The organism is Rhodococcus sp. OK611, assembly GCF_003050885.1.
Taxonomy (GTDB): domain Bacteria; phylum Actinomycetota; class Actinomycetes; order Mycobacteriales; family Mycobacteriaceae; genus Rhodococcus_G; species Rhodococcus_G oryzae.
On record NZ_QAOZ01000016.1, the window covers coordinates 128,609 to 149,888 of the forward strand.

21 protein-coding genes are annotated in these 21,280 nt (G+C 69.4%); 15 read left to right on the forward strand and 6 right to left on the reverse strand.

Annotated features, from left to right (window positions below; genetic code table 11):
* Positions 1 to 11 precede the first annotated feature (11 nt).
* Positions 12 to 701 carry an MBL fold metallo-hydrolase gene (locus tag C8K38_RS20460; protein ID WP_097213244.1) on the reverse strand — a complete coding sequence of 230 codons (690 nt, stop codon included), beginning with the start codon at positions 699 to 701 and terminating at the stop codon, positions 12 to 14.
* A gap of 170 nt (positions 702 to 871) precedes the next feature.
* Here C8K38_RS20460 and uvrA point away from each other — a divergent pair, with 170 nt between their 5' ends.
* Positions 872 to 3,829, forward strand: coding sequence for an excinuclease ABC subunit UvrA (gene uvrA, locus C8K38_RS20465; protein ID WP_097213245.1), 2,958 nt, complete (start codon positions 872 to 874; stop codon positions 3,827 to 3,829).
* A gap of 82 nt (positions 3,830 to 3,911) precedes the next feature.
* Here the strand turns inward: uvrA and C8K38_RS27840 are convergent, their stop codons facing one another.
* From C8K38_RS27840 to C8K38_RS20475, 3 genes are all read right to left on the reverse strand, one after another.
* On the reverse strand, positions 3,912 to 4,040 hold the full coding sequence (locus C8K38_RS27840; RefSeq protein ID WP_257017658.1) for a hypothetical protein: 129 nt from the start codon (positions 4,038 to 4,040) through the stop codon (positions 3,912 to 3,914).
* A 291-nt stretch (positions 4,041 to 4,331) separates the two neighbouring features.
* Entirely contained in the window at positions 4,332 to 4,751 is a 420-nt protein-coding gene (locus tag C8K38_RS20470) for a DUF1801 domain-containing protein (RefSeq protein ID WP_257017659.1), read from the reverse strand.
* Positions 4,752 to 4,823: 72 nt separating this feature from the next.
* Positions 4,824 to 5,168, reverse strand: a complete 345-nt coding sequence (locus C8K38_RS20475) for a DUF1844 domain-containing protein (protein ID WP_077041805.1) — start codon at positions 5,166 to 5,168, stop codon at positions 4,824 to 4,826.
* 294 nt (positions 5,169 to 5,462) lie between these two features.
* Here C8K38_RS20475 and infC point away from each other — a divergent pair, with 294 nt between their 5' ends.
* The 9 genes from infC to C8K38_RS20520 all read left to right on the forward strand — a co-directional run bounded on the left by infC (position 5,463) and on the right by C8K38_RS20520 (position 13,360).
* Positions 5,463 to 6,167: a translation initiation factor IF-3 gene (gene infC, locus C8K38_RS20480; protein ID WP_097213247.1), complete on the forward strand. Its 705-nt coding sequence runs from the start codon at positions 5,463 to 5,465 to the stop codon at positions 6,165 to 6,167.
* A 53-nt stretch (positions 6,168 to 6,220) separates the two neighbouring features.
* Positions 6,221 to 6,415, forward strand: a complete 195-nt coding sequence (gene rpmI / locus C8K38_RS20485; RefSeq protein ID WP_027503190.1) for a 50S ribosomal protein L35 — start codon at positions 6,221 to 6,223, stop codon at positions 6,413 to 6,415.
* Between the two features lie 66 nt (positions 6,416 to 6,481).
* Complete coding sequence (gene rplT, locus C8K38_RS20490) at positions 6,482 to 6,871, forward strand: 50S ribosomal protein L20 (RefSeq protein WP_027503191.1); 390 nt, start codon at positions 6,482 to 6,484, stop codon at positions 6,869 to 6,871.
* Positions 6,872 to 6,894: 23 nt separating this feature from the next.
* A complete protein-coding gene (locus C8K38_RS20495) occupies positions 6,895 to 7,707 on the forward strand; it encodes a TrmH family RNA methyltransferase (protein ID WP_097213248.1) in 813 nt (270 codons plus the stop codon).
* Between the two features lie 64 nt (positions 7,708 to 7,771).
* Positions 7,772 to 8,842 carry a phenylalanine--tRNA ligase subunit alpha gene (gene pheS, locus C8K38_RS20500; protein WP_097213249.1) on the forward strand — a complete coding sequence of 357 codons (1,071 nt, stop codon included), beginning with the start codon at positions 7,772 to 7,774 and terminating at the stop codon, positions 8,840 to 8,842.
* Positions 8,843 to 8,876: 34 nt separating this feature from the next.
* On the forward strand, positions 8,877 to 11,363 hold the full coding sequence (gene pheT / locus C8K38_RS20505; RefSeq protein ID WP_097213250.1) for a phenylalanine--tRNA ligase subunit beta: 2,487 nt from the start codon (positions 8,877 to 8,879) through the stop codon (positions 11,361 to 11,363).
* Positions 11,364 to 11,475: 112 nt separating this feature from the next.
* Positions 11,476 to 11,949 (forward strand): hypothetical protein, encoded by a 474-nt coding sequence (locus C8K38_RS20510; protein WP_097213251.1) that lies wholly within the window; start codon positions 11,476 to 11,478, stop codon positions 11,947 to 11,949.
* A 30-nt stretch (positions 11,950 to 11,979) separates the two neighbouring features.
* Positions 11,980 to 13,077, forward strand: a complete 1,098-nt coding sequence (locus tag C8K38_RS20515; RefSeq protein WP_097213252.1) for a DUF2332 domain-containing protein — start codon at positions 11,980 to 11,982, stop codon at positions 13,075 to 13,077.
* A gap of 94 nt (positions 13,078 to 13,171) precedes the next feature.
* Positions 13,172 to 13,360, forward strand: a complete 189-nt coding sequence (locus tag C8K38_RS20520; protein ID WP_097213253.1) for an adenylate cyclase — start codon at positions 13,172 to 13,174, stop codon at positions 13,358 to 13,360.
* 54 nt (positions 13,361 to 13,414) lie between these two features.
* Here the strand turns inward: C8K38_RS20520 and C8K38_RS20525 are convergent, their stop codons facing one another.
* Together C8K38_RS20525 and C8K38_RS20530 are read right to left on the reverse strand one after the other, a co-directional pair.
* Positions 13,415 to 15,067, reverse strand: coding sequence for an acyl-CoA dehydrogenase family protein (locus C8K38_RS20525; protein ID WP_097213254.1), 1,653 nt, complete (start codon positions 15,065 to 15,067; stop codon positions 13,415 to 13,417).
* Positions 15,068 to 15,096: 29 nt separating this feature from the next.
* On the reverse strand, positions 15,097 to 15,717 hold the full coding sequence (locus C8K38_RS20530) for a TetR/AcrR family transcriptional regulator (RefSeq protein WP_097213255.1): 621 nt from the start codon (positions 15,715 to 15,717) through the stop codon (positions 15,097 to 15,099).
* Between the two features lie 125 nt (positions 15,718 to 15,842).
* Between C8K38_RS20530 and C8K38_RS20535 the strand changes: the two genes are divergently transcribed.
* From C8K38_RS20535 to argB, 5 genes are all read left to right on the forward strand, one after another.
* Positions 15,843 to 17,375, forward strand: a complete 1,533-nt coding sequence (locus C8K38_RS20535) for a class I adenylate-forming enzyme family protein (RefSeq protein WP_097213256.1) — start codon at positions 15,843 to 15,845, stop codon at positions 17,373 to 17,375.
* A gap of 97 nt (positions 17,376 to 17,472) precedes the next feature.
* The gene (locus tag C8K38_RS20540) at positions 17,473 to 17,961 is read left to right on the forward strand and encodes a DUF420 domain-containing protein (RefSeq protein WP_143548500.1); all 489 of its coding nucleotides are present in this window, start codon (positions 17,473 to 17,475) and stop codon (positions 17,959 to 17,961) included.
* Positions 17,962 to 18,018: 57 nt separating this feature from the next.
* Positions 18,019 to 19,092, forward strand: coding sequence for an N-acetyl-gamma-glutamyl-phosphate reductase (gene argC / locus C8K38_RS20545; RefSeq protein WP_097213258.1), 1,074 nt, complete (start codon positions 18,019 to 18,021; stop codon positions 19,090 to 19,092).
* On the forward strand, positions 19,089 to 20,327 hold the full coding sequence (argJ, locus tag C8K38_RS20550; protein ID WP_097213259.1) for a bifunctional glutamate N-acetyltransferase/amino-acid acetyltransferase ArgJ: 1,239 nt from the start codon (positions 19,089 to 19,091) through the stop codon (positions 20,325 to 20,327). Before argC ends, argJ begins: the two co-directional genes overlap by 4 nt.
* Positions 20,324 to 21,235, forward strand: a complete 912-nt coding sequence (gene argB, locus C8K38_RS20555) for an acetylglutamate kinase (protein ID WP_097213260.1) — start codon at positions 20,324 to 20,326, stop codon at positions 21,233 to 21,235. The genes argJ and argB overlap by 4 nt, the downstream gene beginning before the upstream one ends.
* Positions 21,236 to 21,280 lie beyond the last annotated feature (45 nt).

The following is a 21,280-nucleotide window of genomic DNA, read 5'->3' on the forward strand; positions in this document are numbered from 1 at the left end:
AGGGGCGGGCGTCACCAACCGCGTTCCTGCCACTCCGCTAGGAACGGCCGCTCGGCGCCGATCGTGGTGTCCTTGCCGTGTCCCGGGTATACGACGGTGTCGTCGGGGAACCGCTCGAAGAGCTTGGTCGTCACGTCCCGGTAGAGCGAGGCGAACTTCTCCGCATCGGCGGTCTTGCCGACACCCCCGGGGAACAGCGAGTCCCCGCTGAAGAGGTGGACCTGGCCGGTCGCCGGATCCGTCAGTGCCAGCGCGATCGAGCCCGGGGTGTGACCCGCGAGGTGGATGACCTCGAGTGAGAGTCGGCCCACCTCCACCAGGTCGCCGTCGGTGACGGTGCGGTCGGGCGCGACCGGGAGCGGGCCCGCGTCGAGGGCGTGCGCGATGGTGGCGACGCCGGTCTCGGCGACCACCTCGGCGAGCGCCAGCCAGTGGTCCGGATGCTGGTGGGTGGTGACGATCGAGGTGAGCGTCGGCGCCGCGGCCCCGACCAGGCTCACGAGCCGGTCCGCGTCGTTCGCGGCGTCGATGAGCAGGGATTCGCCGGTCTCGGAACAGACCACGAGATAGGCGTTGTTGTCCATGGGGCCGACGGAGATCTTGGTGATGCTGGCGCCCGCGAAGGATCGCCGCTGCGGATCGGAATCCGCCGTGAGCTCTCCGGTGTAGTTGTCGTCGATTGTCATCTGCTGCCCGTCCATGGTGGGGACGCTACCGTCGAATGTGTGCGGACGACGGTTCGGGCACGCGATCGGCCGCGGGTGGGCCCGGGGTCGTTCGATCGCGGCTCCACCGAAGATGTCGGTACCCCGGCCTACCATGTGCAGCGCGTGAGGACTATCGCCTCTGCGTCGACGAGAAGGGACATCGAGTGGCGGACCGCTTGATCGTGCGAGGAGCGCGTGAGCACAACCTGCGAGGCATCGACATCGACCTGCCCCGGGACAGTCTCATCGTCTTCACCGGGTTGTCCGGCTCGGGCAAATCGTCGCTCGCGTTCGACACCATCTTCGCGGAGGGTCAGCGCCGCTACGTCGAATCGCTGTCGGCCTACGCCCGCCAGTTCCTCGGGCAGATGGACAAGCCCGACGTCGATTTCATCGAGGGCCTCTCGCCCGCGGTGTCGATCGACCAGAAGTCGACCAACCGCAATCCGCGATCCACCGTCGGGACCATCACCGAGGTGTACGACTACCTCCGTCTGCTCTACGCCCGTGCCGGCACCCCGCACTGCCCGGTGTGCGGCGAGCAGATCGCGAAGCAGAGCCCCCAGCAGATCGTCGACCAGGTGCTCGCCATGGAGGAGGGCACCCGCTTCCAGGTGCTGGCGCCGGTGGTCCGCACCCGTAAGGGTGAGTTCGTCGACCTCTTCGACCAGCTCAACACCCAGGGGTACGCCCGGGTCCGGGTCGACGGCGTTGTGCATCAGCTGACCGACCCGCCGAAGCTCAAGAAGCAGGAGAAGCACGACATCGAGGTGGTCATCGACCGCCTCACGGTCAAGGCGAGCTCGAAGCAGCGGCTCACGGACTCGGTGGAGACCGCGCTGCGCCTCGCGGACGGCATCGTCGTCCTCGACTTCGTCGATCGGGACGAGAACGCGGCGGACCGGGAACGCCGCTTCTCCGAGTCCCTGGCCTGCCCGAACGGGCATGCCCTCTCGATCGACGATCTCGAACCGCGGTCGTTCTCGTTCAACTCGCCGTACGGCGCCTGCCCCGAGTGCACCGGACTCGGCATCCGCAAGGAGGTCGACCCGGACCTGGTGGTGCCGGATCCCGAGCTGAGCCTCGAGGACGGGGCGATCGCGCCGTGGTCGATGGGGCAGACCTCCGAGTACTTCGGCCGCCTGCTGTCCGGACTCGCCGACATCATGGGTTTCGAGATGTCGACTCCCTGGAACGAACTGCCGGCCAAGGCGCGCAAGGCGGTGCTCGAGGGCAGCGCGGACCAGGTGCACGTCAAGTACAAGAACCGGTACGGGCGGACGCGCTCGTACTACGCCGAGTTCGAGGGCGTGATGCCCTTCCTGCACCGTCGGCTCGAACAGACCGAGTCCGAGCAGATGAAGGAACGCTACGACGGGTACATGCGCGACGTGCCGTGTCCGGCGTGTGACGGTGCCCGGCTCCGGCCGGAGATCCTCTCGGTCACCATCGCGGCGGGCGAGCACGGCAAGAAGTCCATCGCGGACGTCGCCGAGCTGTCGATCTCGGACTGCGCGGATTTCCTGAACAGCCTCACGCTCGGAGCTCGGGAGGAGGCCATCGCCGGTCAGGTCCTCAAGGAGGTGCAGGCTCGGCTCGGCTTCCTGCTCGACGTGGGTCTCGAGTATCTGTCGCTCTCACGTGCGGCAGGCACCCTCTCCGGCGGCGAGGCCCAGCGGATCAGGCTCGCCACCCAGATCGGTTCCGGCCTGGTGGGCGTCCTCTACGTGCTCGACGAGCCCTCCATCGGGCTGCATCAGCGTGACAACCGGCGGCTGATCGAGACGCTCACCCGGTTGCGGGATCTCGGCAACACGCTCATCGTCGTCGAACACGACGAGGACACCATCCGGACCTCGGACTGGGTCGTCGACATCGGCCCGCTTGCGGGTGAGCACGGCGGTCGGGTGGTGCACAGCGGCCCGTACGAGGAGCTGCTGACCTGCGAGGAATCCCTCACGGGCGCATACCTATCCGGCCGGTCGACGATCGACGTTCCTGCCATTCGCAGGGCCGTCGACAAGAAGCGTCAGGTCACGGTGATCGGGGCCAAGGAGCACAACCTCAAGAACATCGACGTCAGCTTCCCGCTCGGCGTTCTCACCTCGGTGACCGGTGTGTCCGGATCGGGCAAGTCGACGCTGGTCAACGACATCCTCGCGACCGTGATGGCGAACAAGCTCAACGGCGCGCGTCAGGTCCCCGGCAGGCACACCCGGATCAACGGGCTGGACCAGCTCGACAAGCTGGTCCAGGTGGACCAGTCGCCGATCGGCCGGACGCCGCGCTCGAACGCGGCCACCTACACCGGCGTGTTCGACAAGATCCGCACCCTGTTCGCCGCGACGACCGAGGCGAAGGTGCGCGGCTACCAGCCGGGACGCTTCTCCTTCAATGTCAAGGGCGGCCGGTGTGAGGCCTGCTCGGGTGACGGCACGCTCAAGATCGAGATGAACTTCCTCCCGGACGTGTACGTCCCGTGCGAGGTGTGTCACGGGGCCCGCTACAACCGGGAGACCCTGGAGGTGCACTACAAGGGCAAGACCATCGCCGAGGTCCTCGACATGTCCATCGAGGAGGCCGCCGACTTCTTCGAGGCGATCACCTCGATCCACCGGTATCTCAAGACGCTCGTGGAGGTCGGGCTCGGCTACGTGCGTCTCGGCCAGCCGGCGCCGACGCTGTCCGGCGGCGAGGCGCAGCGGGTGAAGCTGGCGGCCGAGCTGCAGAAGCGCTCCACCGGTCGCACCGTGTACGTGCTCGACGAGCCGACCACCGGCCTGCATTTCGAGGACATCCGCAAGCTGCTCGGCGTCGTCAACGGACTGGTGGACAAGGGCAACACGGTGATCGTGATCGAGCACAACCTCGACGTGATCAAGACGTCGGACTGGGTGGTCGACATGGGGCCAGAGGGTGGATCGGGCGGCGGAACCGTCGTGGGGGAGGGCACCCCGGAGCAGATCGCGGCGGTGCCCGCCAGCTACACCGGCAGGTTCTTGCGGGACGTGCTCGACCAGCAGGCCACCGCCGTCAACGGCAAGGCGGCCAAGGCCAAGGCGCAGGCGACGGGGGAGCCGAAGCGCAAGAGGGCGCCGCGTAAGGCGGCGGCCGCGGTCTGACGCGGCGGGCACAGAACGCGGAACGGGCCGGGTCGTGAAGACGACCCGGCCCGTTCGGTTGTCAGTGCTTAGCGCAGGTCCCTTACAGGCCCGTGCCCGTCTCGCCCGTGCCCGGGATCGCGCCGGGCATCGACGAGCCACCCGCGAGCATGGAGTTGATGATGTTGGCAATCGATCCGAACAGGCCGTCGATGTCACTGGGGTTGGGCATGTGAGCTCCTTCATTGCGATGTGCGGTGTTCAGTTCCGAGTCGCTGGCTGGCCGGCAACGTCGTTGGCTGGAGACGAATCGAGCTGTTGCCCCATCCCCGGGTGTAGGACGACTGGGGCGGGCAGAGCGAATGTGATCCCCCGATCCGGAATCTTTGTACACGAGCGGGACTGGACGTGCGTACGGAATCTGGGGGCCGATTCGGGCAAAGAATTGTGATGTCCATCACAAAGGGCCGCGGGCTTCGGCGGTCAGCGGCGCTGTGCTGCTCGGCGCGCTGATCGGGTCAGCTCAGGAGTCGGCGGACAGTGCGCGGGCGGCGCGCACCGAGGCCTCGATCAACGCGCGGAGTTCGGACTCGTCGACGTCGGCGAGTCGCTTGATGTAGAGGCAGCCCTTGCCGGTCCGGTGCTTACCGAGGCGCTGCAGGGCGTCACGGTGCTCGTCCAGGTTCAGGCTCAGATAGAGGGTGAGGGCCGTCGATCGGGGGGCGAAGCCGATCAGTGCCGTATTGCCGGTGTGCCCGCTGGCGTAGCGGTAGGTGCGGTCGCCGAATCCGATGATGCTCGGACCCCACATCGCGGCCGGCTCGCCGGTGGAGGCGCGCATCAGGTCGATCAGGCGTTCGGAGTCGGTCCGCTTCACATCGTCGGTCAGCGTGTCGAGGAACGCGTCGACGTCGGCGCCTGTCGGCTGGGTCTTGTTCGCCACGGGACCAGTATCGCCGCTCGCCCCGGCCGCCATCGCGCGAACGGGTCACGCGACGGCGGCTGGGGGCGGGGATCAGTAGACGGGGCCTGTGTACTTCTCGCCCGGGCCGTTGCCGGGCTCGTCGGGATGGGCGGAGGCCTCGCGGAAGGCGCGCTGGAGCGCCTGCAGTCCCTCGCGGATCGGACCCGCGTGCGGCCCGAGGTACTCCACCGAGGCGGTGACCAGGCCCGCGAGTGCGGTGATCACCCGGCGGGCCTCGTCCAGGTCGAGGTGGTCGCTCTCGTCGGGGTCGGGTGAGGAGAGGCCGAGCTTCTCGGCGGCCGAGCTCATCAGCATCACTGCGGCGCGGCTGATGACCTCCACTGCGGGCACATCGGCCAGCTCGCGGACGTCGCCCGTGTGAGTTTGCTCTGTCATGCCTGCTAGACTTCCATACACGACCGCCCCCGACGACGTTGGGGGCAGCAAGTGGAGTCCGACTCCCACCGCTATCTGGCGCCTCAAACACGCTGGTCAGCGGTCCGGTCGCCCGCCCTCAGGGCGTGGCCTCGACACGGTGTTCCGTGTGGAGATCATGTCAGGGGACGGGTTCCCTCATTGTGAGGGGATGAAGGCTGCGAGCGATTGCGGCGGACATCGAACCGGTCGACATCGGGCCTCGCATGGTGAAATCCAGCGGGGCTCTTTTGTTGGGAGAGAGCGGGCAACGGGCTGCCGGCGGTCAGGACGACCACGCCGCTCAACCTAGGAGGCCCCATCAGCACTGAGACCCGCATCAACGATCGCATCCGCGTACCCGAGGTTCGACTCGTCGGACCTGGCGGTGAGCAGGTCGGGATCGTGCGTGTTGAAGATGCACTCCGCTTGGCCCTCGAGGCCGATCTCGACCTGGTCGAGGTGGCGCCCGACGCCCGTCCGCCGGTGTGCAAGATCATGGACTACGGCAAGTTCAAGTACGAGGCCGCGCAGAAGGCGCGCGAATCGCGCAAGAACCAGACCCTGACTGTGATCAAGGAGCAGAAGCTCCGTCCGAAGATCGACGACCACGACTACGAGACCAAGAAGCGCAACGTCGTTCGCTTCCTCGAGGCCGGGTCCAAGGTCAAGGTCACCATCATGTTCCGCGGTCGCGAGCAGTCCCGCCCCGAGCTGGGCTTCCGTTTGCTGCAGCGCCTCGGTGCCGATGTCGCCGACCTCGGCTTCGTCGAGACCTCGGCGAAGCAGGACGGCCGCAACATGACGATGGTGCTCGCCCCGCACAAGGGTGCGAAGACCCGCGTCAAGGCCCAGGAGAGCGCTCAGGCTCCGGTGCCCCAGGTTCCGAGGCCCGCCTCGGCGCCGCCCGTGCCGGAGGCCCCCGCTGCCGCACCCGAGGCTCCGGCCGAAGGCGCCGCACCCGAGGCACCGACCAGCTAGCAAGACCGTCTCGACCGAACGCAGTACCGAAGAAACACAGAACTGAGGACTCCATGCCCAAGATGAAGAGCCACAGCGGCACCTCGAAGCGATTCAAGGTGTCCGGCAGCGGCAAGATCCTGCGCCAGAAGGCCGGCCGTCGCCACCTGCTCGAGCACAAGCCCACCAAGGTGACCCGTCGCCTCGATGGCAAGGCCGTCGTCAGCAAGGCTGACACCCCGCGCATCAAGCGCCTGCTCGGCATCTGATCGAGACCAGCACTTTTTGACCAACCAGGAGCGCCCGTCGCGCTCCGAGATTGACAGGATTTCCCAGTGGCACGCGTAAAGAGGGCGGTCAACGCCCAGAAGAAGCGTCGTTCAATTCTTGAGGCCTCCAAGGGCTACCGTGGACAGCGCTCGCGCCTGTACACCAAGGCCAAGGAGCAGCAGCTCCACTCGCTCACCTACGCGTACCGCGACCGCCGCGCGCGCAAGGGTGACTTCCGCAAGCTGTGGATCACGCGTATCAACGCCGCCGCGCGCGCGAACGACATGACCTACAACCGCTTCATCCAGGGCCTGAACGCCGCGGGTGTCGAGGTCGACCGCAAGATCCTCGCCGAGCTGGCCGTCTCCGACGCCGAGGCGTTTGCCGGCCTGGTGGCCATCGCCAAGGCCGCACTGCCTGCCGACGTGAACGCCCCCGCCGGGGAAGCAGCCTGAGCAAGCTGAACCAGGAGCGACCCGTGGACCCGTTCACCGAGCGGACTCCACGGGTCGTTTCTGCTGTCAAGCTGCTGCGCGGGGCCGAGCGCAAGAAGGCGGGGCGCTTCCTCGCCGAGGGCGCGAACTCGGTGACCGCGGCGCTCGCCACCGGTCGCGTGGAGGAACTCTTCTTCACCGACGAGGCCGCCGCCAGGTACGGCGACCTGATCGCCGGGGCAACCGCCGCAGGCGTGCGGGTCTCGCCGATCACCGAGCGGGCCGCCAGGTCACTGAGCGACACGGTGACCCCGCCGGGGTTGGTCGCGGTCTGTGGGCTCCTGGACGTTCCGCTCGGCGAGGCGTTGGACGGATCGCCCAGGTTGCTGGCCGTCCCCGTCTCGGTGTCCGAGCCGGGTAACGCGGGAACGGTGATCCGGGTCGCGGACGCGGTCGGAGCCGACGCGGCGATCCTGGCAGGCGACAGCGTCGACCCGCACAACGGCAAGTGCGTTCGCTCCTCGGCGGGCAGCGTCTTCCACTTGCCGATCGCGCGGGAGCGGGACGTGGCACTGGTGCTCGAGCAGATCACCGCCGCGGGTGTGCAGATCCTGGCGACCGCGGCCGACGGCGAGGTCGACCTCGACGATGCGGACGAGTTGCTGGCCAGGCCGACCGCCTGGCTGTTCGGCAACGAGGCGCACGGGCTGGACCCGGCCATCGCCGCGAGGGCCGACCATCGGGTGCGGATTCCCATCCACGGCCGCGCGGAGAGCCTCAACCTGGCGACCGCCGCCGCCATCTGCCTGTACGCGAGCGCGCGGGTGCAGCATCGGCAGGACCGACCGACAACCTAGGATTGTTCTGCCGTGCGCCGGGTGCGCACGGCGCGACGACCATCGACGAGGAGTTTGACCAGCCGTGGCAAAGAACGAGGCCGAGAGTTCAGGACCGATCGACACCGAGGCTCTGACCGAGGACGCGCTCGGTGCCGCGGCCGAGCAGGCCGAGTCGGCGTTCGCGGCCGCAGGCGATCTCGATGCGTTGGCCAAGGCGAAGATCGACCACCTGGGTGACAAGGCGCCGCTGTCGCTCGTCCGGCGTGCGCTCGGCGCGTTGCCCGGCAAGGAGAAGGCGGACGCGGGCAAGCGGGTCAACGCGGCGCGTACCAGGGCCACCACTGCATTCGACGCCCGTCGCGAGGTGCTGCTGGCCGAGCGTGACGCCGCCGTGCTCGTCGCGGAGGCGATCGACGTGACGCTGTCCGCCCAGCGCCGTCCGGTGGGCGCCCGCCACCCGATCACGATCATCTCCGAGCAGGTCTCCGACGTGTTCGTCGCGATGGGCTGGGAGGTTGCCGAGGGCCCCGAGGTCGAGACCGAGCACTTCAACTTCGACGCGCTCAACTTCCTGCCGGACCATCCCGCCCGCACCATGCAGGACACCTTCCACATCGCGCCCGAGGGCTCGCGACAGGTGCTGCGCACGCACACCTCGCCGGTGCAGGTCCGCACCATGCTCTCGCGGGAGGTGCCGATCTACGTGGTGTGCCCGGGGCGCACCTTCCGGACCGACGAGCTGGACGCCACGCATACGCCGGTCTTCTCCCAGTTGGAGGGCCTCGCGATCGACAAGGGCCTGACCATGGCGCACCTGCGCGGCACCCTCGACGCGTTCGCCAGGGCGCTGTTCGGCCCGGACACCAGGACCCGGATGCGGCCCAACTACTTCCCGTTCACCGAGCCGTCCGCCGAGGTGGACGTGTGGTTCCCCGGCAAGAAGGGCGGCGCCGGCTGGGTCGAGTGGGGCGGCTGCGGCATGGTCAACCCGAAGGTGTTGCGGGCCAGTGGAATCGACCCTGACGAGTATTCCGGATTTGCGTTCGGCATGGGCCTGGAGCGGACCCTGCAGTTCCGCAACGGCATCCCGGACATGCGAGACATCGTCGAGGGCGACGTGCGATTCACGCTGCCCTTCGGTGTCCAGGCCTGACGAACTTCATCACGAGCGAAAGAGCTGAGAAGACGTGCGAGTAGCGCAATCGTGGCTGACCGAGATCCTGCAGCGGGCGACCCCCGACTGGGAGGTGACGGCCGAGGAGTTGGACGCCGGTTTCGTGCGCGTCGGCCTCGAGGTCGAGGAGGTCGACGTCCTGCACCGGGTGCCGGGGCCGCTGGTGGTCGGCCGGGTCGTTTCGATCACCGAGCTCACCGAGTTTAAGAAGCCGATCCGGATGTGTCAGGTCGACGTGGGAGAGTCCGAGCCCCGCGGAATCGTCTGTGGTGCCAGGAACTTCGCCGAGGGCGACCTGATCGTCGCGGCTCTGCCCGGCGCGGTACTGCCCGGTGACTTCAAGATCGCCGCGCGCAAGACCTACGGTCAGGTGTCCGACGGCATGATCTGCTCGGTGGCCGAACTCGGGATCGGCAAGGATCATTCGGGCATCCTGGTGCTCGAGCCCGGTACGGCCGAGCCCGGTGCCGACGCCAATGACCTGCTCGGTCTCGGCGACACGATCATCGAGCTGAACATCACCCCCGACCGCGGGTACTGCTTCTCGGTTCGCGGGCTGACCAGGGAGCTGGCCTGCGGGTTCGATCTCGAGTTCGCCGATCCCGCGGTGCTGCCCACGCACGGGGCGGACGGAGAGGCGTGGCCGCTGACCGTGCTGCCCGAGTCCGGATCGCCGCGCTTCGCGCTGCGTCGCGTCACCGGGATCGATCCCGCCGCGGTCTCCCCGTGGTGGTTGCAGCGCAGGCTGCTGCTCTCCGGTGTGCGTCCGATCTCCCCGGCGGTCGACGTCACCAACTACGTGCTGCTCGAGCTGGGACAGCCGCTGCACGCCTTCGATGCGAACAAGCTGACCGGTGGCCTCGTCGTGCGGCGGGCCGCCGCTGACGAGAAGCTGACCACCCTCGACGGGGTGGAGCGGACCCTCGACGCCGAGGACGTGGTGATCGCCGACGACACGGGCGCGGTCTCCCTCGCCGGTGTCATGGGTGGTGCCAGCACCGAGGTCGGCGCAGGGACCACCGAGGTGCTGCTCGAGGCCGCGATCTGGAATCCGCTCGCGGTGTTCCGGACCTCCCGCAGGCACAAGCTGATCAGCGAGGCCAGCAAGCGGTACGAGCGCGTGGTTGACCAGGCCCTGCCCGTCGCCGCGCTCGACCGTGCGGCCGCGCTCCTGGTGGAGATCGCGGGCGGCCGGATCGAACCGGTGCTGACCGATGTCGGCGGCGTCAACGAGCCCGCTCCGATCCGCATGGACATCGACCTGCCCGATCGGGTGGCGGGTGTGGCATACCCGAACGGCACCGCGGCGAGGCGGCTGACCCAGGTCGGCTGCGCCGTGGACGTGGGAGTCAGCGAATCCGGCCACGGTCAGCTCGTGGTCACCCCGCCCACCTGGCGGCCGGACCTGGAGCAGCCCGCGGACCTGGTGGAGGAGGTGCTGCGCCTCGAGGGCCTCGAGCAGATCCCGTCCGTGCTGCCCGCCGCGCCCGCAGGCCGCGGCCTGACCCCGCAGCAGCGTCGCCGCCGCGCCGTCGGTCGGGCGCTCGCGTTCGACGGGTACGTCGAGGTGCTGCCCACGGTGTTCCTGCCCACCGGGGTGTTCGACACCTGGGGCCTCGACGCCGATGATCCGCGCCGCACCACCTCGAAGGTGCTCAACCCGCTCGAGACCGATCGCCCCGAGCTGGCCAGCACCCTGCTGCCCGGTCTGCTGGAGATCCTGTCCCGCAACACTTCTCGCGGTCAGCGCGACCTCGCGTTGTTCGGCATCGCGCAGGTGGTCCTGCCGGGACCCGACACCAAGCCGGTGCAGGCACTGCCGGTGGACCGTCGCCCGACCGACGACCAGATCGCCGATCTGCTGAAGTCGCTGCCCGCGCAGCCGACCCACGTCGCCGCGGTGCTGACCGGGCTCAGGGTGCCGAGCGGGCCGTGGGGCTCGGGCCGCGCCGTCGAGGCCTCCGATGCCTTCGCGGCCGCGGAGACGATCGCCGATGCGGCGGGCGTGACCCTCGAGCGCAGGGCGGCTCAGTACCTGCCCTGGCATCCGGGCCGCGGCGCCGAGCTGCTGGTCGACGGAATTGTCGTCGGGCACGCGGGTGAGCTGCACCCGGCGGTGCTCGAGCGCAGCGGGTTGCCGCCGCGTACCTGTGCGGTGGAGATCGACCTGACCGCGCTGCCGATCACCGAATCGCTTCCTGCGCCTCGGGTCTCGCCGTTCCCGGCGGTCCTCCAGGATGTCGCGGTCGTGGTCGAGGCCACCGTGCCCGCCGCCACTGTCGAGGCGGCGCTGCGCTCCGGCGCGGGCGAGCTGCTCGAGGAGATCCGCCTGTTCGATGTGTTCGAGGGTGCGCAGGTCGGCGAGGGTCGCAAGTCCCTGGCCTTCGCGCTGCGGTTCCGCGCCGCGGATCGGACGCTCACAGAGGACGAGGCCTCCGCGGCACGGGACGCGGCGGTCGCCGCGGCATCCGCCGCGGTGGGTGCGCAGCTTCGGGCCTGACCCAACCGTCGAGAGTGCACCTGCCGGGGCATCGGCCGAGTAGGCCGTACGGCAGGTGCACTCTCGACGCGGGCTCACGTAGCCTTGCGGCAAGTCGACGGAATGAGGTGTCATGACCGATTCCCAGAGCGTTGCCGATGGGCTGAGCCGGCTCACCGACCAGGAACTGGTGCGGGTGATCGCCGCCGCGACCGCGGGCCGACCGGGGCTCGCATCGATCGCGGCCGCCGCGAACGCGATCGGCGGCGACATCCCGGCGTCGCCGGATGCGCCGATCCCGGCGGAGGTGCCCTTCCCGGCCGACGTGCCGATCCCGCCTGACCCGACGGTGGTGGTGGACGTCCCGGTGCCGACAGCGGGACCCGGGTTGCCGACCGCGATGCCGGCACCCGACTACACCGACTCCGGTGTGCCGACTTTCGACTCGGTGCGCGAGAAGATCGAGACCCGCGCCGGGACCGCGGCGGGTGCCACCGAACTCGACGCCGAGTCCCCGGCGGGCCGCACCGTCGCGGAGCAGTGGGAAGAGCGGCAGAAGGCGGCGAAGAGCAAGCTGGACGAGATCCGAAAGACCATGGACTCCTAGGGCTGTCGGTCCACTGGCAAGAATCGACTGATGCGGAGGCCGACCGTGGGAAGCTCCGCGCCCGCTGGTAGGGCCCGCACTCTCGCTCAGGCGTACCGACGCTTCGGTGAGGTCGACGCCGCCGGCACATCGCCGCTGTACGAGTGCATCGCCGTCGCGCTGAGTGGGTCCGACGAGGCGCTGCGCGCCATCGAGACGGCGCCGGCGCGCAAGCGGCACCCCACGCTGATCCTCGCCGCGCTGCACGACCTCGCCCTCGCCGGCCGCGCCCCGGCACTTGCCGCGGCCTATGCCGCCGCGGACGGCGACGCGGCCGCGAGCGCGGCGATCGACACGCTGCTGCGATCGACCGACTCGGTCGTGGCCATCGCCGCGCGCCGAAAGCCGCGGACCGACGAGACCGGACACGGCGGCGTGCTGTATCCGGCCATCGCCGAGGCGGCGCACCGGGTGGGCGCGAACGCGCTCGGGCTGATCGACGTGGGCTGTTCGGCCGGGCTGAATCTCACCGTCGATCGCGTCGGCATCACGTACAGCAACGGACAATCGCTGGGCGACCCGTCCTCTCCTGTGCAGCTGTCGACGTCGATCGTGGGAGATCGGCCCGTCCAGCCGCGGGCGATGCCCGAGGTCGTCGCCAGGATCGGCATCGACCGCGATCCGGTCGACGTGACCGACCCGGACGAGGCCCGATGGTTGCGCGCCTGCCTGTGGCCGGACCAGCCGGAGCGGAGCGCGAGGCTCGAAGCGGAGATGACGTTGGCGGCGACCGCCCCTCCACAGCTGTTGCACGGGGACGCCGTCGAGGTGTTGCCCGACGCCTTCGCGCGTGTGCCCGCGGACGCCCTGCCCGTCGTCACCACGACGTGGGCGTTGTCGCGCTTCCCGCTCGAGAGTCGACTGCGCTTCCTGCACCGTCTCGACGAAGCGGCGGCCGGGCGGGCGGTGGCGTGGGTGTCGGCAGAGGGGGTCGGAGTCGCGCCCGCGATCCCGACACTCGGCGATCGCCACGCCTCCGGCCACAGCATCATCGGCCTGGCGGTGTTCGACGGATCGGTGCGCAGGGCTGAGGCAATCGGCCGCTGCTGGTTGCGGGGCCGCATGCTCGCGTGGCTGACGGACTCCTAGTGTCGTGCGGATTCGAGGCGCTCCCCGGGGTCCCTTGGCGTACGGTGTAGCCATCCAAAGTGCAACTTCATAACAAAGACGTGGAGGTAGCGCCATGGTCTGGTCGGACATCGGGGTCGTGTTCGGATTCGCGGTCGTCATCACCACAATCGTGGTCGTCCTGATCGGGGTCACGATGCTCTTCATCGTGTCGATCTGGGAGAACTTCGGGCAGCGCAAGCCCCGCGGATTCCCCGACGAACCGGACGGCCGGAGCCGATCGGCGGCACTGCGCCTGGAGTGAGACGAACTGCCGGCCCGGTCGGACCTGGGTCCCGCCGAGCCGGCCGTCCTCGAACTACTGGCGGTCCAGGATCGCCCCGAAGTCGGTGCCGACGGGGAGCGTGCCGTATTCGAGGTCGCGCTCGGGTCCGAGCCGCGCCGCCAGGAAGGCCTCGGCGACCGCGGTCGGCGCGGTGCGAAGGAGCAGCGCGCCCTGCAGGCCGAGGGCCATCGCCGCGGCTACGGGACGCGCGCGCAGCTGGGCCTGCGCGGTGTCCAGGGTTGCGAGCTCGGCCAGCGCGCCGCGAATCCGGCTGAGGTGGTCGTCGAACAACCGCGACGCCCCGGACGCCAGCGCGAGCTCCGCGTCGAAGGCTGCCACGGATTCGGGTTCTCGGGTCATGGCGCGCAGCACGTCGAGGGCGATCACGTTGCCGGAACCCTCCCACACCGCCATCACCGGCTGCTCGCGGTACCGGCGCGCCAGCGGGAACGCCTCGGTGTAGCCGTTGCCGCCGAGGCATTCGAGCGCCTCGTAGGCGTGATGCGGTCCGCGCTTGCAGATCCAGTACTTGCTGACCGCGGTGGCGAGGCGGCGGAACGCCTTCTCGGCGTCGTCGGCGTCCTCGTCGTGGGCGCGGGCCAGGCGCAGCGCGGTGGCGGTGGCGGCCTCCGATTCGAGCGCCAGGTCGGCGGCGACCGCGGTCATCGCGGGCTGGTCGATCAGTGTCGCGCCGAACGCGGCCCGGTGGCGCACGTGCCACAGCGCCTCCGCGACCGACTGGCGCATGCCCGCCGCCGAGCCGTACACACAGTCCAGGCGGGTGCGCGAGACCATCTCGATGATGGTGCGGACGCCGCGGCCCGGTTCGCCGACCAGATGTCCGATGGTGCCGTCGAGCTCGATCTCCGACGAGGCGTTGGACTTGTTGCCGAGCTTGTCCTTGAGGCGCTGGATGCGGAAAACGTTGCGGGTGCCGTCCTCGAGCACCCGGGGGACCAGGAAGCAGGACATGCCTTCGTCGGAGTAGGCCAGGATGAGGAAGCCGTCCGACATCGGCGCCGAGCAGAACCACTTGTGCCCGGTCAGCGACCAGGTGCCGTCGGAGTTCGGGACCGCGCGGGTGGTGTTGGCGCGGACGTCGGATCCGCCCTGCTTCTCGGTCATCGCCATGCCGAACAGCACGCCGGGCTTGCCGCCGGGCGCGGCGAGGCCGCCGTCGTAGCCGCGGGCATAGAGGCGTGGCAGCCACAGCTCGGCCAGCTCGGGGGAGAAGTCCAGTGCCGGCACGACCGAATGGGTCATGGAGACCGGGCACGAGTGGCCGGGCTCGACCTGGGCGAACATCATGAACGTGGCGGCGCGGGCGACATTGGCGCCGGGCTTCGGGTCGGCCCACGCGGAGGTGTGGGCGCCGTGCTGGACGGCCGCGCCGATGATCCGGTGGTAGCTCGGGTGGTACTCCACCTCGTCGATCCGATGCCCGTACTTGTCGTGCGAGTGCAGGGTCGGGAGCACGGTGTTGGCCAGCTCCGCGTCGTGCTGGAACTCCTCCGTGCCGACCAGCGCGCCGACCTCGGTGAGATCGCTCTGCGCCCAGTCGGCGTCGTACCGGCGCACGCCCTCCACGAGCGGGACGTTCGAGGTGTACTCGTTGACCTCCACCCGCGGGGGTGCCTGGTTGAAGACCTCGTGGGTGTTGTGCGGCGAGGCGACTGTGTTCGTCATGGTGGTTCCTTCTTGGGTATCGGCTGCGGTCAGGCGGCGAAACCGACCGCGCGCAGGCACAGTTGGAGGATGGCGTCGACGATGTCGTCGTCGGAGAAGGTGTCGGGCAGCTCCACCGGGATGGGGGAGAGCCGGCCGGTGAGGGACTCGCTGATGGCGCCGATCAGCGCCGCCGCGGCGATCCCGACGTGCTGGTCGGGCAGTTCGCCCTCCTCGATGCCGTCGCGCAGGATCGCGGTGGTCAGCTCGGCATAGGAGCCGCGGTAGATGAGCCGCTCCTCGTCGACCAGGGGATCGACCGGTTCGAACAGCAGCGACCAGGCCATCTGGCGGCCCCGGATGGCGCGGCGGGCGAACGTCTCGACGAGCGCGCGCAGTCGGTCCGCCGCGCCCGAGTGTTCGGCGACGGCCATCCGCACTTCATTCAGTTCCTGGTCGGCGCCGCGGCGGAACACGGCGGCCAGCAGGTCGGACCTGCCGTCGAAGTACGAGTACACCGAGCCGACACTGACGCCGCAGTTCTCCGCGATGGCCTTGACCGAGGCCGCGGAGAATCCGCCGGCCGCGACCAGTTTCCCGGCCTCGGCGAGCAGCACCTCCCGACGTTCTGCCTGGGCCGCGCGGGTCTTCTCCGTCGCTCGGTAGGCCATCTCGGCGGCGCCTTTCGCAAAACTATGAATCGTGATTCAATCCTTGACGATCCCGACTGTAGAACGAATCGCCGTAGACGGCAATCCGGCCGCAACGCAGGCCGGGCGCCACCCGAGGAGGACCCATGGACCTGACGACGATGCTGGAGAGCACCTGCAGGAAGTTCCCGGACAAGGAGGCGGTGGTCTACGGGGCCGAGCGCCTCAGCTATCGCGAACTCGTCGCCGCGTCGAAGCGGGCGGCCGAGGTGCTGCGCGGCAGGGGCGTCCGGCGCGGCGACCGGGTCGCGGTGATGACGTACAACACCCCCGGCTTCGTGATCGCGGCCTTCGGGGCGTGGCGGGCGGGCGCGGTCCTGGTGCCGGTCAACCACAAGCTGGCGCCCCCGGAGGTCGAGTACACGCTCACCCACTGCGGCGCGAAGGTGGGTGTGGTGTCCGCTGGGCTCCGAGCGAATGCGGAGGCCGGTGCGCCGCAGGTGGATTGGCTGCTGACCGAGCTGGGTGGCGACGCCGAGGGCCAGGCCGATCGGGACTTCGACGCGCTCGTGGACGTCGCCGACGAGTGGGACGGCGTCGCCGTCGACGAGACCGAGATCGCCCAGGTGCTCTACACGTCGGGGACCACCAGTGCCCCCAAGGGCTGTCTGCACACCCATCGCTCGATCACGACCGTCGCGCCGTACATCGCGACCACCCTCGGCCTGGACCGCGACGAACGGGTGCTGATCGCGATGCCGATCTGGCACGCGGCCCCGCTCAACGTCTGGTTCGTCCCGACGATGTTCCTCGGCGGCACGGTGGTGTTGATGCGCGAGTATGCGCCGCTGCCCTTCCTCGAGATCATCGGCGCCGAGAAGATCACCGCGTTCTTCGGCGCACCGATCGCGTACCTGGCTCCGCTGCAGGTCGCCCGCGCCGCAGGCATCGACATGTCCACCTACGACTTCTCGACCATGCGGCGATGGACCTACGGCGGTGCGCCGATCGGAGCCGAGGTGGCGCGGCAGCTGCAGCAGGCGTACCGGTCCGAGGACTTCTATCAGGTGTACGGGATGAGTGAGATGGGCCCGACCGGCACCGCGCTCTACCCGCACGAGCAGATCGCGAAGGCCGGGTCGATCGGGCGCGGCGGCATGCCCGGCGTCGACCTGCGGGTGGTCCGGCCGGACGGTCTCGACGCCGGGCCGGGGGAGACGGGCGAGATCTGGCTCAGTGGGGACACCCGGATGCTCGGCTACCTCGACAACGACGAGGCCACAGCCGAGGTGTTCGAGGGCCGCTGGTACCGCTCCGGCGACGTCGCGCGGATCGACGAGGACGGCTACCTGTACATCGTCGACCGCACCAAGGACGTCATCATCACCGGCGGCGAGAACGTCTACTCGCAGGAGGTGGAGGAGGCGATCCGCCCGCGCGCGGACATCGTCGACGTGGCGGTGATCGGGCGGCCGCACCCGCAGTGGGGCGAGACGGTGGTCGCGGTGGTGGCGACCGTCGGCGGCGCGAACCTGGACCTGGACGAGCTGCGGGACTACCTGGCGGACAAGCTGGCCCGCTACAAGATCCCGCGGGAGCTGGTGGTCGTCGACGAACTGCCGCGCAATCCTTCCGGGAAGCTCACCAAGCACGTGATCCGGGAGGCGGTGCTGTCCTGACCGGCGCGGGGCCCGCTGCGGTGGCCTGATAGCTTGCGAACCACGCATCTTCCCGACACGGTGTCGGGAAGATTGGGACAAGGGTGTGGTTTCGGCGATGAACGATTTCAGTGGGATCGACGGCTTCCTCGGCACGAGGGCCTCCTCGGCCATGGACATGATGGTGCTGTTGATGGCACTTGTGGTCGTGGTCCTCGGTTGGAGCGTCTATCAGGTCAGGGTCGGCAGGCGCTTCCGGTTGCACAGGTCGGTGCAGCTGGCACTCGGCGTCGCGCTGCTCGTGGCGGTCGTCCTTTTCGAGTTGGACGTGCGCTTCAATGGGTGGGAGGAGCGGTCCGCGGGTGTTGTCGGCGGCTCGGCGTCGAGCCTGGTGTGGTCGGTGCTGTGGGTCCACCTGGTCTTCGCCGTCTTCTCGGTCCTGCTGTGGCCGGTGGTAATCGTTCGGGCGATGCGGAACTTCGGCAGCTCGCCGCAGCCAGGGGTCCACAGTGCGTGGCATCGGCGATGGGCTCGGATCGCCGCGATCGGCATGACCTTGACCGCGGTGTCCTGCTGGGCCTTCTACTGGGTTGCATTCGTCGTCTGACCTCAGCCCGCGGCCCTGGATATGAATGGGCTTGCATGATGATGCATAATCAATCGTATGGTCACTTCAGCAGCTTCCTCAGGCCCGGCGTCCACGCCGATCCGGGTCGCCATCGCCGGTGCGAGCGGATACGCGGGCGGTGAGGTCCTTCGACTGCTGTTGGGGCACCCCGCCTATCGCGACGGCTCGCTGACCATCGGCGCCCTCACTGCGGGAAGCAACGCGGGCAGCACGCTCGGCGAACATCATCCGCACCTGCTGCCGCTGGCCGATCGCGTCCTCGAGCCGACGACCGTCGAGCAGCTCGCCGGCCACGACGTGGTGTTCCTCGGTCTGCCGCACGGCAATTCGGCCGAGATCGCCAAGCAGTTGCCGGAGAGCACCGTCATCATCGACTGCGGCGCCGACTTCCGGCTGGCGAGTGCGGCGGACTGGGAGAAGTACTACAAGAGCGAGCACGCCGGGACCTGGCCGTACGGCCTGCCGGAACTGCCGGGCCACCGGGAGAAGCTCGTCGGCGCGACCCGGATCGCGGTCCCCGGCTGCTACCCGACCGCGGCCAGCCTCGCCCTCGCCCCCGCGGTCGCGGCCGGGATCGTCGAGCCTCGGGTGACCGTGGTCGCGGTCAGCGGCACCTCCGGTGCGGGCCGCGCGCCCAAGGCCGACCTGCTCGGCTCCGAGGTGATGGGGTCGGCCCGGGCGTACGGGGTCGGCGGCGTGCACCGGCACACTCCCGAGATCATCCAGAACCTCTCGCCCCTCGCGGGCACCGAGGTCACCGTGTCCTTCACCCCGGTGCTGGCGCCGATGCCCCGTGGCATCCTGGCCACCTGCACCGCGCCGACCACCGTCACCGAGGCGGAGGCTCGCGCGGTGTACGAAAAGGCCTACGCCGATGAGCCTTTCGTGCACGTGCTGCCCGAGCACGTCTTCCCGCAGACCGGCGCCGTGATCGGATCCAATGCCGCCCAGATCGGCGTCACGGTCGACGCCGACGCGGGCCTGCTCGTCGTCATCGCCGCCATCGACAACCTCACCAAGGGAACCGCGGGCGGCGCCGTGCAATCGATGAACCTTGCCCTTGGCCTGCCCGAGACCGATGGTCTCTCGACAGTGGGAGTAGCCCCGTGAACACCACCCCCGTCATCCCCGACTCGGTCGCCGTCGCAGGCGGCAAGCTCGTGCGCACCCAGGGCGTCACCGCGCCTGCCGGGTTCCGTGGCGCAGGCATCGCGGCGGGCATCAAGGTCAGCGGACGCCAGGACCTGGCCCTGGTCTTCAACGAGGGCCCGGACACCGCCGCCGCCGGGGTGTTCACCAGCAACAAGGTCAAGGCCGCGCCGGTGCTGTGGTCGCAGCAGGTGCTGACCGGCGGCAGGGTCCGCGCGGTCGTGCTGAACTCCGGCGGCGCCAACGCCTGCACCGGCGCGCCCGGATTCCAGGACACCCATCAGACCGCCGAGCACGTCGCCGCGACGCTGAGCGACTGGGGCACCGAGACCGGCGCCGGGGAGGTCGCGGTGTGCTCGACCGGACTCATCGGAGACCGGCTGCCGATGGACAAGCTCCTCGCGGGCGTCACCGAGATCGTGCACGAACTGGCGGGCGGGATCTCTGGCGGCACCGACGCCGCCTACGCGATCATGACCACCGACACCGTGCCGAAGCAGGCTGCGCTGCATCACACGAACAAGTGGAACGTCGGTGGCATGGCCAAGGGTGCGGGCATGCTCGCCCCCGCGCTGGCCACCATGCTCTGTGTCGTCACCACCGACGCGATCGCCACCGCCGAGCAGCTCGACGAGGCGCTCCGCAACGCGACCCGGCTGTCCTTCGACAGGCTGGACGTGGACGGCGCGACCTCCACCAACGACACCGTGCTCCTCCTCGCCTCGGGTGCGAGTTCCGTTGCGCCCAGCCAGGAAGAGCTCAACGCCGCCGTGCTCGCGGTCTGCGACGACCTGGCCGACCAGCTGATGGCCGACGCGGAGGGCGTGACCAAGCGGGTCACCGTCACGGTGTCCGGTGCGGCCTCCGAGCAGGACGCGCTCGTCGCCGCTCGGACCGTTGCCCGCGACAGTCTCGTCAAGACGGCGCTCTTCGGTTCCGACCCGAACTGGGGCCGCGTCCTCGCTGCCGTCGGTATCGCCCCGATCGAGCTCGACCCGAACCGGATCTCGGTGTCCTTCAACGGAAACCCGGTCTGCATCGACGGGGTCGGCGCGCCCGGCGCCAGGGAGGTCGACCTCTCCGGCATCGACATCGCGCTGCGGATCGAGCTCGGCGTCGGTGATGCCGAGGTCTCCATCCGCACGACCGACCTCTCGCACGCGTACGTGGAAGAGAACTCGGCGTACTCGTCATGACCCGGCACATCGACAGCATCGAGCACATCACCGCCACCGAGAAGGCACACGTCCTCGCGGAGGCACTGCCCTGGCTGGAGCGGTTCCACGGAAAGATCGTGGTGGTCAAGTACGGCGGCAACGCGATGGTCGACGACGACCTCAAGCGGGCCTTCGCCGCGGACATGGCGTTCCTGCGCACCGTCGGCATCCACCCTGTCGTGGTGCACGGCGGCGGCCCGCAGATCAATGCCATGCTCAAGCGTCTCGGCATGGAGGGTGAGTTCCGCGGGGGCTTCCGTGTCACCACCCCCGAGGTGATGGACGTGGTCCGGATGGTGCTGTTCGGTCAGGTGGGGCGCGAGCTCGTCGGCCTGATCAACAGCCACGGCCCGTACGCGGTCGGGATCTCGGGCGAGGACGCTCACCTGTTCACCGCGACCAGGCGCACGGTCCAGGTCGACGGGGTGGCTACCGACATCGGGCTCGTCGGCGACGTCACCACGGTCAACCCGGACGCGGTGCTCGACCTGATCGAGGCAGGCCGGATCCCGGTGGTCTCCACGATCGCGCCCGACGCGGACGGGGTCGTGCACAACATCAACGCCGACACCGCGGCCGCGGCGCTTGCCGAGGCGATCGGCGCGGAGAAGCTGGTGATGCTCACCGACGTCGAGGGCCTCTACACCGACTGGCCGGACCGCTCCTCCCTCGCCAGTGAGATCGACTCGGCCGCACTGGAACTGCTGTTGCCGACGCTCGACGCGGGGATGGTCCCCAAGATGGAGGCCTGCCTGCGGGCGGTGCACGGTGGGGTTTCGTCGGCGCACGTGATCGACGGCCGGGTGGCGCATTCGGTGCTCCTGGAGCTGCTCACGGGCGAGGGCATCGGCACCATGGTCACCCAGACGAATCAGGAAGGGCAGTGATGACCGTGCACCCCGTCGCGGCCCTTCCGTCCGCTCCTCGTTGCG

Coding starts and splice junctions, on each gene's coding strand:
- C8K38_RS20460 (WP_097213244.1), bottom strand. CDS start 701: ATGGACGGGCAGCAGATGACAATCGACGACAACTACACCGGAGAGCTC.
- C8K38_RS27840 (WP_257017658.1), bottom strand. CDS start 4,040: ATGCCCAACCCCAGTGACATCGACGGCCTGTTCGGATCGATTGCCAAC.
- C8K38_RS20475 (WP_077041805.1), bottom strand. CDS start 5,168: ATGACAGAGCAAACTCACACGGGCGACGTCCGCGAGCTGGCCGATGTG.
- rpmI (WP_027503190.1), top strand. CDS start 6,221: ATGCCCAAGATGAAGAGCCACAGCGGCACCTCGAAGCGATTCAAGGTG.
- C8K38_RS20510 (WP_097213251.1), top strand. CDS start 11,476: ATGACCGATTCCCAGAGCGTTGCCGATGGGCTGAGCCGGCTCACCGAC.
- C8K38_RS20515 (WP_097213252.1), top strand. CDS start 11,980: ATGCGGAGGCCGACCGTGGGAAGCTCCGCGCCCGCTGGTAGGGCCCGC.
- C8K38_RS20520 (WP_097213253.1), top strand. CDS start 13,172: ATGGTCTGGTCGGACATCGGGGTCGTGTTCGGATTCGCGGTCGTCATC.
- C8K38_RS20525 (WP_097213254.1), bottom strand. CDS start 15,067: ATGACGAACACAGTCGCCTCGCCGCACAACACCCACGAGGTCTTCAAC.
- C8K38_RS20530 (WP_097213255.1), bottom strand. CDS start 15,717: ATGGCCTACCGAGCGACGGAGAAGACCCGCGCGGCCCAGGCAGAACGT.
- C8K38_RS20535 (WP_097213256.1), top strand. CDS start 15,843: ATGGACCTGACGACGATGCTGGAGAGCACCTGCAGGAAGTTCCCGGAC.
- C8K38_RS20540 (WP_143548500.1), top strand. CDS start 17,473: ATGAACGATTTCAGTGGGATCGACGGCTTCCTCGGCACGAGGGCCTCC.
- argC (WP_097213258.1), top strand. CDS start 18,019: ATGGTCACTTCAGCAGCTTCCTCAGGCCCGGCGTCCACGCCGATCCGG.
- argB (WP_097213260.1), top strand. CDS start 20,324: ATGACCCGGCACATCGACAGCATCGAGCACATCACCGCCACCGAGAAG.